The organism is Pseudoalteromonas sp. BMB (assembly GCF_001709235.1).
GTDB classification, from domain to species: Bacteria; Pseudomonadota; Gammaproteobacteria; order Enterobacterales; family Alteromonadaceae; genus Pseudoalteromonas; species Pseudoalteromonas maricaloris.
Genome location: NZ_MBQA01000105.1, coordinates 42,775 through 55,650 on the forward strand (window position 1 = coordinate 42,775; position 12,876 = coordinate 55,650).

At 44.7% G+C, this 12,876-nt stretch carries 9 protein-coding genes; all 9 read right to left on the reverse strand.

Annotated elements, in window-relative coordinates; genetic code table 11:
- Positions 1-24 precede the first annotated feature (24 nt).
- The 9 genes from tldD to BB427_RS07745 all read right to left on the reverse strand — a co-directional run bounded on the left by tldD (position 25) and on the right by BB427_RS07745 (position 12,692).
- Complete coding sequence (gene tldD / locus BB427_RS07705) at positions 25-1,464, reverse strand: metalloprotease TldD (protein WP_069020052.1); 1,440 nt, start codon at positions 1,462-1,464, stop codon at positions 25-27.
- Entirely contained in the window at positions 1,461-2,276 is an 816-nt protein-coding gene (locus BB427_RS07710) for a carbon-nitrogen hydrolase family protein (RefSeq protein ID WP_069020054.1), read from the reverse strand. Before BB427_RS07710 ends, tldD begins: the two co-directional genes overlap by 4 nt.
- Positions 2,269-6,198 carry a YhdP family protein gene (locus BB427_RS07715; RefSeq protein WP_069020056.1) on the reverse strand — a complete coding sequence of 1,310 codons (3,930 nt, stop codon included), beginning with the start codon at positions 6,196-6,198 and terminating at the stop codon, positions 2,269-2,271. Before BB427_RS07715 ends, BB427_RS07710 begins: the two co-directional genes overlap by 8 nt.
- A 14-nt stretch (positions 6,199-6,212) precedes the next feature.
- Positions 6,213-7,685 (reverse strand): ribonuclease G, encoded by a 1,473-nt coding sequence (gene rng, locus BB427_RS07720; protein WP_045990521.1) that lies wholly within the window; start codon positions 7,683-7,685, stop codon positions 6,213-6,215.
- A 3-nt stretch (positions 7,686-7,688) separates the two neighbouring features.
- A complete protein-coding gene (locus BB427_RS07725; protein ID WP_069020058.1) occupies positions 7,689-8,255 on the reverse strand; it encodes a Maf family protein in 567 nt (188 codons plus the stop codon).
- Positions 8,255-8,734 (reverse strand): rod shape-determining protein MreD, encoded by a 480-nt coding sequence (gene mreD / locus BB427_RS07730; RefSeq protein WP_010376646.1) that lies wholly within the window; start codon positions 8,732-8,734, stop codon positions 8,255-8,257. The genes BB427_RS07725 and mreD overlap by 1 nt, the downstream gene beginning before the upstream one ends.
- The gene (gene mreC / locus BB427_RS07735; protein WP_010376644.1) at positions 8,727-9,569 is read right to left on the reverse strand and encodes a rod shape-determining protein MreC; all 843 of its coding nucleotides are present in this window, start codon (positions 9,567-9,569) and stop codon (positions 8,727-8,729) included. Before mreC ends, mreD begins: the two co-directional genes overlap by 8 nt.
- Positions 9,569-10,612 (reverse strand): rod shape-determining protein, encoded by a 1,044-nt coding sequence (locus BB427_RS07740; RefSeq protein WP_010376642.1) that lies wholly within the window; start codon positions 10,610-10,612, stop codon positions 9,569-9,571. The genes mreC and BB427_RS07740 overlap by 1 nt, the downstream gene beginning before the upstream one ends.
- A gap of 67 nt (positions 10,613-10,679) precedes the next feature.
- Positions 10,680-12,692: an SUMF1/EgtB/PvdO family nonheme iron enzyme gene (locus tag BB427_RS07745; RefSeq protein ID WP_069020068.1), complete on the reverse strand. Its 2,013-nt coding sequence runs from the start codon at positions 12,690-12,692 to the stop codon at positions 10,680-10,682.
- Between the last annotated feature and the right edge of the window lie 184 nt (positions 12,693-12,876).

The following is a 12,876-nucleotide window of genomic DNA, read 5'->3' on the forward strand; positions in this document are numbered from 1 at the left end:
TATCAATAGTTTGCGTAGGTAGTATTACGCTGTACCACCGACAGTAATTTCGTCAATCTTCAAACTCGGTTGACCGACTCCCACAGGGACGCTTTGACCATCTTTACCACATACTCCAACGCCTTTATCAAGCGCAAGGTCACTACCTACCATAGAGACCTTTTTCATCACCTCTGGACCATTACCAATAAGCGTTGCGCCTTTAATGGGTTGGGTTATCTTGCCATTCTCAATTAAGTAGGCTTCAGATGCTGAGAATACAAATTTGCCGGAGGTAATATCCACTTGACCACCGCCAAAGTTACTAGCAAAAATGCCTTTATCTACGCTACGAATGATCTCTTCTTGACTGTGCTCACCCGCAAGCATGTAGGTATTTGTCATTCTCGGCATCGGTAAATGGGCATAAGACTCACGACGCGCATTACCTGTAGGCGCCACGCCCATTAAGCTCGCGTTTTGCTTGTCTTGCATATAGCCTTTCAAAATACCGTTTTCAATCAGTACGTTGTATGCCGCTGGCGTACCTTCATCGTCCACATTCAAAGAGCCGCGACGGTCGGCTATCGTGCCATCATCCACCACAGTACAAAGACTCGAAGCGACTTGTTCACCTATTTTGCCACTGAATGCAGAGGCACCTTTACGATTAAAATCACCTTCTAGGCCATGTCCAACAGCTTCGTGTAACAAAACGCCCGGCCAACCAGAACCGAGCACCACAGGCATCGCACCTGCTGGTGCATCAATGGCTTCAAGATTCACACGTGCTTGGCGCACTGCTTCTTTGGCAAACTGCATCCATCTCGGTGCACCGTCTACTAATTCTTTAAAGTAACCATAGTCTAAACGCGCACCACCACCGGCACTGCCACGCTCTCTGCGACCATTTTTCTCAAGCAGTACCGAGCAATTTAAACGTATTAACGGGCGAATGTCGGTTGCAAATGTGCCGTCGCTTGCGGCAATTAACACTTCTTCATATACCGCAGACAGCGAACTGACTACTTGCTGCGCCTCAGGCGCTAAATCGCGAATGCACTGTTCAATCTCTCTTAGTAAAGCCACTTTATCCGCATCACTCATGCTGGTAATTGGCTGTGCTGGTTGAAATTGAATGGGTGCTTTTACATCGCTAAATACTTGGACTTTACTGCTTTCGCCAGCTTGCGCGATGCTACGCGCAGCTTCTGCTGCTTTGGTTAACGCTTCAATATTGATGGCATCAGAATAACTAAAGCCAGTCTTCTCACCACTCACTGCACGCACACCAACACCACGTTCGATGTTGTAGCTGCCGTCTTTGACTATGCCGTCTTCCAGCACCCAAGTTTCGTGGTAGCTTGATTGAAAGTACAGATCGGCATAATTTACTTTGTGCTGATGAATATACTCGAGAGTTTGTGATAATTGCTCACGTGTCAGCTGGCTATTGGTCAGTAAATTCTGCTCTACATTACTCATAAAAACTCACTTTTAAATCGGTTATGATCCACAACCGGCATTTTTTGCCGGATCGAATCAAGAAACGCGCTATCTAGCTGCTGTGAAATGGGTTCTAAACTCTCACCAGAGTCAATTAAGACTTCACCCCAAGGCGATACAATTAAACTGTGTCCATAGGTTTCTCGGCCATTTTCATGACAACCTACTTGCGCGGCTGCAACTACATAGCATTGGTTTTCTATCGCCCTCGCCTGTAATAATGGCTGCCAGTGTGCCTTGCCCGTTGCACAGGTAAAAGCACTCGGGACTAAAAATAGCTCAGCTCCCTGCGCTCTCATCATTTGGAACAAACCTGGAAAGCGCAGATCATAACATACGCTTAATCCAATTCTGCCAAATGGACTATCCACTACCACGACATCCTGTCCAGACTCTGTTCGCTCAGACTCTCGATATTGTTTAGTTTTGTCACTCACATCGGCGTCAAACAGATGGATCTTATTATAGCGTGCTACGATTTCGCCACTCGAATTAAATAAGTAACTCGCAGCCAAATATTTATCGTTCTGACTTGGTATCGCGATGGTACCTGCCGCCAACCAAATGTTATGTTGTTGACAAAGCGCTGAGAGCTCTCCAAGCAGCGCTTCATTATACTGCGTGTATTCCCAAGTCTGTTGAGCATTGTCGCAAAATGCCGGCCAAGTTTCAGGCAAACAGACTAAGGTTGGCTCTTCAACCACTAACTTAGCCAGCTGGTTTTTAAGGTAATCTATATTTGTTTGGGGTGCTTTAGCCGAGCACATTGGCAATGCAATCACCTTAGCCATTACCACTTTCCTTATTTTGCGACACAAGAGGTTGCTCACTTTGCTTAAGTGTAGCACTTGGTTGTGATTCTGAATTCAATGCTGGTGCTTCTTTACTGGTATTCTCATCAGCTCCATCTGGCATAGCCTCTTCACTAGGAGGCACAACCGGTTTGGGTAACTCAATTTCTTTACTCTTACGATCAACCTCGGTAACCACTGGCTCTTGCATCGTTCCGGTGATTTTAAAATTAATCTCAGAGATCACTCGCGCGGAGTGGATAACCTTATCTAATGCTAGTGCAGCTAACCCCGTCACAGGGTTCACCGCCCATGCCATAATCACAGGTAAACTCGACGTGACTTGTGGTGCGACGGCCAAATCATAATTAATTTCATGAGTATTGAGGTCGGCATAGCCACGTATCGTTAGATCAGCTGGCACGCCATCAAGCTTTGAATCTTCAGTGATCGCAATACCATTCGTTAGTTGTACCGAACCACTCATACTGTTATAGAAAAAGCCTTTAGAAAACACATCCCTAAAGTCCAAGCGTAGCTTTCTGATCAAAGAATCCAAACTCAGTAGCGAAAAGACGCGTGCCCCTTTATCACTTATTTCTGCCAAATGACCTTCACCTAAGCGCCAAGTCAACTCGCCTCCTAGGCTAGGTAAATCCATTTCGTACGGTGCGCCTTGCCAATTGAGGGCAAAATTAATATTGGCGCGGGAATCTTTGATAGTCGAAGTAATATCAAACTCATCCGTTAGTTCACCAAAATCATCGCTGTTTAACGCGCCACTTAGCGTCGTTTTACCTTGCTCAAAGCGGCCACTGGCATTGAGTTTATGATCTTTTTTGTCAATCACTAACTCTGAGATATTGAGTCTATTACCATCTCCAAACAGCGACATATTGACCTGATCTAACTGATATTCACCGACTTTACAGTCACTGCATACAAATTCGGTTGCAGGTAAGCTCAGCAACCAATCTAATGAGTGAACGTCTTTTTCCACTGTCTCTTGCGCTAGCGGCTCTGTCTTAGGTAAATTTAGACGTAAATAATCACTATTAATGTGAATAGGCCGACTTGAGCTTGACGCTGGAATAGCCACTTGTGAGCGCATTTCTTTACTATTGATTTTAAGCTGCATCGCGCCGTCAATCGCGGCCATAGTAAAGTCAACATCATGGAAAGGGATCTCTGAAAACGTTACTTTTGAGAAAGAGCCATTTACCTGATTCAGTGCTGGTAGAAATGTAGGGTCGGAACCTGAATTTGGCGCTTTAATAATGCGGTTGATCAGTGGTAACCAAGGCAGCAGCTCGACTTCTTGTTGTTTGATTGTGATATCAAAACCGGATGCATTTAAGCCTTCATCTTTACTGCCAATTATCAGGTGTGCATTACGCATCGCACCGGATCCATTTTCAACGATGCCATTAAAATACAATTGATTATCTAGGCTTGCCGTAACAAGATTCGAAATATCATCCCCTAATACAGTGCCGCTTAGCAGTTTAGCTTGATCAGCGGGTTTAGCGAATTGATCGGGTAAGTGACTTGCAATCCCCCGTAAATCACTCGCAAATTTGGCTTTATAGTTAAATCCAGCATCGGCAAAATTAAGGATAAGCTCAGTGCTCAGCACGCTATTGCCTTCAAAGTAGCCGTCGATAATTCCATTTGCGTGCGGTTGCAGTTGCTCAATCCCTGCTTCAAGACTGACCTTGGTCGTGACTTGATAATTTTGCTTATCTCCGCTCCCTGATAAGTCTAACGAAAGGGGCATGTCCAGCCACTTAGCAGACAAATTATTCACTGTGATAGTGTCATCATCGAAGCTAACCACACCTTTCACTTGCTGTAATTGCATCCCAGGCTTTGCCAAAAAAACAGGATTGTTGTCTAGGTAGATGTCACCTTTAGCATGTACGGCACCTGAGTGCAGGTCAACGGCCAATTGCACATCCCCTTTTGCATCACCTTTACCTTGAACAATATCTAATATATTCGCGAGCGGATCTGCGAGCGGTGTTGCCGCAAAGAACGGCTGTAACGTGCTCGCTTCTGTGGTGTGCTTAATATCAACAGTCAGCACATCAGCGTGATTTAAATCCGCAATACTCACAATGACACCCTCATCAATACTTTGATTAACAAGTTCCCCACGGTGTGCGTAGATATCCATTCTTTCGTTTTCGAAGTGTAGTGTGACATCACCTGAAGTAACGCTAGGCCAATCCGGCGCAAAACCAAAAGTAACCTCATTCAAACGTGATTTAACTTCAAACTGACCTTGCTTATCAGCGAATGGAAATTGTGAAAGCGCCCCACTCAGTAAGACTTGAGTCTGCAAGTGCTGACCACCTTGGATCCCTGCTTCTAAATAATCGACTAAGCTTTTACGCATAATACTGACAGGAAAGTACTGTGAAGCGATTTCACCACGCCCACCGAGTAGTTCCGCATATAAATCAAGCCGAGGGTCATCTGATAACTGCAAGGAAAATTCTGTGGCTAACGCTACATCTTGATTACTAAGCCAAAAGTTGGGACTGGAAACTTGCCAGCCTTGCGTTTGTTGATTGCGAATATAGACATCACCACTGAGCTGCTGGAGCTTAATATTATCTTTGAAAGTCTCTTTTGATAGTAATTCAGTTTGTTCAGCACTTAAATTGAGCCTAACTTGCTCATCAGTCGCACTCACCTCTAATCGGGTACCATAAATTCCAGGGATCCCATGAAATGGCTCAAAAGCTATCTCTTCAATGACCCCCCATGCCGAAAAAGCATTATTAGTACCAAGACTGAATTTCGCTGCGCTCAGTTGACCATTGGGATTCATACCATACAACAAATCTCGTCCAGGGAATTTAGCAAGTTGTGCTAACTCAGCTAAAAAGTTGGCGTTAATATCCTTTAGCCAAAAGGTCTTGTTATCTTTATGCCATTTCGCTTCAAATAAAATAGGAGCAAGCGCTTCTTGATTGCGACTAAACTGGATACCACTACTTTGCACCCACCAACCTTGCTGATCTGGCTTTAACAGAAATTGCGCATCGTCTAATGCTAACGTACGCTGATTTTCATCTTCTTGCCAAGTCAACGTACTGGGTTTGATATCCACGGTGATATCTTGCAATGTACCTTGCTCAAAACCTAACCATAGCTGAGCATTGATGTCTGCTTTTAGGTTTGGGTGCGCTAAGGTGATAAGCTCTTCTAACCAATCGACCGGATTAACCTTATCCGCAGATACATAGATATTCCCCGCCAATTCACGTAGCTTTCGTCCTGACAAAGAAAGACGAGCGTTAAACTGGCCTTGAGAAAATCCAGGTAATGCGATTTCTCCCGCACCTTCATGTAATGCGCTAGAGTTTTGCCACACTAAATCTTTCAATAGTAAACTGTGAGTCTTACCACTAGAAAAGGTGATATTTAGACGACTGTTTTGCACCGCAAAATGCCCAACATCACCTAAGAAAAGGCTTTCAATTAATGCTTGTTGCTCAAAAGCACCTTGATCTTGAGCCGCGTTTAACTTACTCAGATCTATATCGGCTTCAAACCCTTCCAGTACAAAATAGTTAGATGCGATCTGCATTTGTCGTACCGACTCAAATACATTGAGCTGCAACGAGGTTTTGGCGATATTAATGGAAATTGGCGAGTCTTTATTATCTTTAAAAGAGAGCGATTCCAACACTAGGGCAGGCCCATTGCCCTCCCAACTCGCACTGATCTGGCCAATACTAATATCAACATTCAGTTGCTTTTGGATCAGCGCTTCGATGTTACTTCTATAATCATTTGCATAGGGTAAGGCATACTTTAGCGCAGACACCAGCACCGCGAGTGTCACTAAAGTGATCGCAAAGATTTGCCACGCTTTACGCAGGCAGAAAAAACAGACGGCCTTAGCCTGCATGTACCGCTACCCTATTACATCATTACTACGTCAAACTGCTCTTGGCTATATAAGCTCTCAGTTTGAATGCTAACCTGCTTACCAATAAATAATTCAAGCTCAGCTAAATTATGATACTCATCGTTGATCAAGGCTTCGCTCACCGCTGGCGAGGCGTAAACCATAAACTTATCAGCGTCATATGCACGATTCACACGCACGATTTCTCGTAGAATCTCATAGCAAACGGTTTCGACCGTTTTTAGTGAACCACGACCGGAGCAAGATGGACACACATCACAAAGAATATGTTCTAGGCTCTCGCGCGTGCGCTTACGGGTCATTTCTACAAGCCCAAGTGCAGAGAGTCCATTAATATTGGCTTTCGCTCGGTCTTTAGACAACGCGGTTTCTAAAGAGTGCAATACTCGGCGTTTATGCTCGTCAGATATCATGTCAATAAAGTCGATAATAATGATACCACCAAGGTTTCGTAACCTTAGTTGCCTCGCGATTGCTGACGTCGCTTCAACATTGGTATTAAAAATCGTCTCTTCGAGGTTACGATGGCCAACAAACGCGCCAGTATTGACATCAACCGTTGTCATTGCTTCTGTTTGGTCAATAATAAGGTAGCCACCAGACTTTAACTCAACCTTTCGATGTAGTGCTTTTTGGATCTCAGTTTCAACATCAAACAAGTCAAAAATGGGGCGTTCACCGGGGTAATACTCAAGTGCACTAGCGAGTTGGGGAACAAACTCTTCAGTGAAAAGCTTTAGCTCTTGGTAAGTTAACTTTGAGTCAACACGGATACGCTCCATGTCCTCACCAACATAATCACGCAAGGTGCGAAATGCTAAGGTAAGATCCTCGTGCAAAATTTTTGCTTTGCTCGTTTTACGGCGGCGAGTCACAATTTTTTGCCAAAGCTTTTTCAAAAACTCCGCATCGTGCTGTAACTCTGCTTCGGAAGCACCTTCGGCAGCGGTACGAACGATAAAACCACCGTTTTCATCATTATATTGTGCAACGATCTCTTTTAACCGGTCGCGCTCTTGCTCAGTTTCAATACGCTGACTCACACCCACATGCGTCGCGTCAGGCATAAACACCAAGTAACGTGAGGGAATAGTGATGTCCGTTGTCAGTCTGGCGCCTTTTGTGCCAAGTGGATCTTTGACTACTTGTACCATAATGAACTGGCCTTGTTTAACCAGCTCACGAATATCCTGCACTTTCTTAACTGGGGACTCAGCCACCCCCTCTTCGATGGAAGCGCTGTTCACGATATCTGACGCATGTAGAAACGCCGCTTTTTCCAAGCCGATGTCCACAAAAGCAGCCTGCATACCAGGAAGAACTCGGCTTACTTTGCCAAGATAAATATTACCAACGATGCCGAGGTTACCGATCCGTTCAACTTGAACTTCTTGCAGCACCCCATTTTCGATTAAGGCTACGCGACTTTCACTTGGGGTGACATTGATTAGTAGTTCGCTACTCATATTTTATTTTAAAAACCGTTGAATTAATTCGTCTGTCTCATATAAAGGTAAGCCGACAACTGCAAAATAGCTACCTTGGATCTCAGTTACAAAGCGTCCACCTACCCCTTGGATCCCGTAGCCACCCGCTTTATCTTGCGGCTCGTTGGTGTCCCAGTAGGCATCAATTTCAGTTTCGCTCAGCGTTTTAAAAGTCACATTAGTCACAATCACATCGCTCAGTACTTTGCTTGTATCTGCAAGTGCAATCGCCGTCATCACCTGATGTGTATGACCAGAAAGACGCTGCATCATCGCTTTGAAATCCGCTTTATCACGAGGCTTACCAAGCGCTTCTCCGTCAATGACAACCACAGTGTCACTGCCAAGAACCGGTCTGTCGGTATACCCTAGCGCCACACCTGATTGCGCTTTTAAACACGCTAAACGCTCCACAAGCTGTAGTGCGGTTTCATCGTCTAGCGGACTTTCATCAGCATCAACACTAAATTGCTCGAACGAATAGCCAAGCTGAGAAAGTAGCGCTTTGCGACGCGGAGAAGCCGAAGCTAAATATAAAGAGATAGACATTATCTGATCCTAAACTGTCTGCGATATTTTCTCAGCAGTGGGAATATCCACAGCCAGCACACCATACCCGTAACTGCAGGCCACAGATAATGCGGGTTAAAGTAGATATCAAGCAAGAAATGATTAAGCCAAAATTGTAACAAATGATAGAGCGCGAGAAATAGCCCGATCAGCACTGCTTGCTGCCAGATGGAGAAATTACGAATTTTCTGAAAGTTGCTGGCGGTAATATAAATACAAATGGAATAGGTCAACGAGTTCACTCCAAGTGGTGCGCCCATCGCTAAATCTATTATCAGGCCAGTCATCCAAGCCCAACCAATATTCACACGGTGAGGAACGGCCAAAGACCAGTACATCAGCACCAATAATACCCAGTCAGGACGAAATGGTTCAAGTGAAAAAGGCAATGGCATAAGTGCCATGATTAACGCAACAAAGACACTCAATGCAATCAATAAGTTGCTATGTTTACTCATGATTAATTGCCTCTTGGCTACGTTTACCTAACACCACAAGTAAGCGAATGCGATCTAGTTGTGCAATCGGCTCTGCCTGTACTTGTGCAAATGGTAGGCCTTCGTCTCTGTCAATCTCAGTAACTACAGCCACTGGATAGCCTTCAGGGAAAGTACCACCAAGCCCGGAAGTGACCAACACATCACCAATGCGAATATCCATGCTATGCGGTACATGAGCAAGGCGAACATTATTGATTTTACCCGTCCCCTCTACCACAGTGCGAACGTCATTACGCAATATTCTGACCGGTGTCGCATGGGTGGTATCTGTCATAAGCAGCACTCTTGAGGTCGTTGTACCGACTTGAGTGAGCTGCCCAACAATGCCCATTTCGTCAATAACAGCCTGCCCTTCGCTGATCCCATCAATAGTACCGCGATTAATCACCACCTGGTGACTATAAGGGTTGGAATGAACAGACAACACTTGAGATATTAAACGTTGATTGGTTTCCCTAGCCGAAGCACCTAATAAGGCGCGCAATTCTTGATTTTCTTTTTGCAAAAACTGAAGTTGCTGTAATTGCTCACTCTGTATTAATTGTTTTTCTCTGAGTGCTTGGTTTTCTTGTTGCAGCTTTTCTCTGGTATTGAGACTTTTCAGGCCCAAGTTGAACGCTTCATAGGGAATGTTAGCGACGTACAGTAGCGGACTAACCAAAGTGTTTAAGCTGGTTCGCACCATAGTCCCACCAACCGTATAACGGTCACCAATGATCAGAATAATACTAAGCACAACTGCGACAGTAAGTCGCAGTTGTAAAGGTACGGTTCGGCCAAATAATAAATTCATCAGTCGTAACTAAATACGTCACCACCGTGCATGTCTATCATCTCTAACGCTTTACCACCACCTCTTGCCACACAAGTTAATGGATCATCGGCAACCACCACTGGAATACCAGTTTCTTCCATCAACAAACGATCTAAGTCTTTGAGTAATGCGCCACCACCTGTTAATACCATGCCGTGGGCAGAAATATCAGAGGCAAGCTCTGGTGGCGACTGCTCTAGCGCAACCATTACTGCACTTACAATCCCCATCAAAGGTTCTTGTAACGCTTCTAGGATTTCATGCGAATTGAGTGTGAAAGAGCGTGGTACCCCTTCAGCTAAGTTACGGCCGCGAACCTCAATCTCAATCGGCGTTTCGCTCTTAAAAGCAGAGCCAATTTCATGTTTGATATGCTCAGCCGTCGCTTCACCAATTAGGCTTCCGAAATTGCGACGTACATAGTTAATAATCGCTTCATCAAACTTATCACCACCGATACGTACTGAAGACGAATAAACAACACCATTTAGTGAGATAATCGCCACTTCCGTCGTACCACCACCGATATCAACAACCATTGAACCCGTTGCTTCAGATACTGGTAGACCAGCACCAATTGCAGCAGCCATTGGCTCTTCAATTAAGTACACTTCACGCGCACCGGCACCCATTGCGGATTCACGGATAGCACGCTTTTCAACTTGCGTTGCACCACAAGGTACGCAAATAAGTACACGAGGGCTTGGGCGCATAAAGTTATTATTGTGCACCTGTTTAATAAAGTGCTGTAACATTTTTTCTGTTACATAGAAGTCTGCAATCACCCCATCTTTCATCGGACGAATAGCTTTGATGTTACCCGGCGTTCGACCTAGCATTTGCTTAGCCGCAGTACCGACTGATGCAACGCTTTTTGGGCCACCAGCTCGCTCCTGACGAATTGCCACCACCGATGGCTCATTCAGTACGATGCCTTCTTCTTTTACATAAATAAGTGTGTTTGCCGTCCCTAAATCGATAGAGAGATCGTTAGAAAATAATCCGCGTAATTTTTTAAACATGAGGCTGGGTGACCTTTCAGAATTCTGTCAAACAAAGCAGCATCACCTGCTGCTCTTAATTTACTACTTATCGCTCTCGAACAAGTCGAAAACCTATATAATTCGCTCTAAAATCTGGCGCTAACGCTAAGCGAGTTGACACTCGAGCCAAACTCGGCGCGAAGTTCCATGCACCGCCACGCACTGTAACATCGCTCTGAGAAGCACGCTTTTGCGTCCACTCCCAGACGTTTCCTACAGTATCATATAAGCCATAGCTATTCGGTGAAAATTGGGCAACTGGTGAAGGACTTTTATTAGACCACTCACTGCCACACCAACCACAATTAGCTAGGTTTCTTCCGATTTCATTACCCCATGGGTACTCAGATGCAGTGCCTGCACGCGCCGCATATTCCCATTCAACTTCATTGGGTAATCTAAATTGCTGTCCTTTTTCGCCAGATAACCAGTTGGCATACGCTTTGGCATCATCATAAGCAACACAAACAACGGGAAAATTATCTGATTGCTCGTAACCTGGGTTTTCCCAATTATATTCAAGCTCCCAAACCGGTTCGCCATTTTTATAGTATGCGCAGCCTTTACCTTGTTCGGCTAAGGTTTTATATCCAGTGCTTTGTGCAAAACGGCGAAAAGCCGCCACTGTAACCTCAGTGCTCTGCATGGCATATGAATGACTCAACACTTTTTCAACAATGGGACGCTCATTTGGTAAACCATTACCCGTCAGGTCGCCCATTTTAAAAGTACCTGCGGGGATAATAGCTAGCTCATTTTCGGTGGTTGCTACGGCGACCACTTGTGATTGTTGCGCTTCAGGCTCAGGCTTTTTCGTTACAACAGACGTTACCGATTGGCGTTTCTTCACCAATTTCGCATTAATGGTTTGTGCCGCTCGTAGGTTAATGCGCACTTTATAAGGTTCATAACCTAATTTACGGATCTCAACATCATAAAATCCGGCAGGAATTGCTACTGTCGTTTTTGTCGCGCCGTAGCTGACTCCATTAATAAACACTTCGTCGTCGTAAACATTTGATCTTAAAGTTAACTCGACTGTTTTATCAGCCGTTTGTGACTTTTTTACAAGAGGGGTCTCCACGACTGGCTGCTTTGTAATAGTCGCAACTTCAACCGGATCACTTTGCTCGTCCGAAAAAGTCAGTTGATTGTCACTGTAGACTGTCGAGTAGTTCGACTGGTAATTTACGGCAAGCGGAGTGCCATACTCAGCACAATAACGATTGTCTAAGCTCAACAGGTTACATAAGCGGCTGCTATTTACATCACCACGCATCGTCACGCTGAGATTAACGTTGTAGTTGCCTTGTCCACTAAATCCACTATTTACAACATGGCTGCTCACCACTTGAACCTGCGCGCCAGCCATATTGCGTTTTGGCTCGACAACACGGCTCTCGGTTAGGTTAGCAAAAATCTGATCAATAAAGCGCTTAGTTGCTTTTTGAAGCCCCATTTGCTGACCACGCTGTTCACAAGCCGCCAAGGTTTCTGTGCGCTTACAGTTAATCGTGTGGTCTACCTCTAGCGTACCTTCACGAGTAAACTCATTACGTAGTCGCTCTACTCGCGCTGTGCCAAGCTGATCTTTTAAGTTTTCAAGCGTATTTACTAAGGTGTGCTTAGTTACACGGACCTGCTCAATATCTTTACGCTGTGATGCAATCGCCGCAATCTGCATCGCAATGTCTTCTTTATTCTGCTTGTGATCTGCCACTGCTTGCTGATAACGCGTTTGCGCAGAAGAAATATCAATGGAAGGATCATCAATTAGCCGACGATACAACTCATTCATTGCATCTAAGGCCTGATTTTTTTCTTTGTCTAACTCACCTGAACGTTTTCTCAATAACTCAAGTTGAGACTGCAGACGCGTTTCCTCTGCTAGGTGTTTTTCTAAAACGACCGAGTATCTGTCTAATTCGCTTTGCTTATTAGACAATTCAGACTCGATGGCAGTGACCGTCGCAGTATCTTGCGCCATAGCGCTTTGAGCAACAGTACCCATGGCCAGGATCGAGGCCGAGACAATAAAAGTTAAAGGAGCAATTCGCATATGTTCCATTCCCAACAGCGGCAATTGTTTGGTCTTGTTATTTCTTATAGTTAGGGCTCTATGCTATGTACTTACAAAGTAAAACACAAGCTTTGCACAATTAATATCTGAGTTTACAACTATTAACCAGCGTCTTGCCAGTTTTTAGCTGAGATTTTGTCTATTTTTCTCTAACATCGCGATG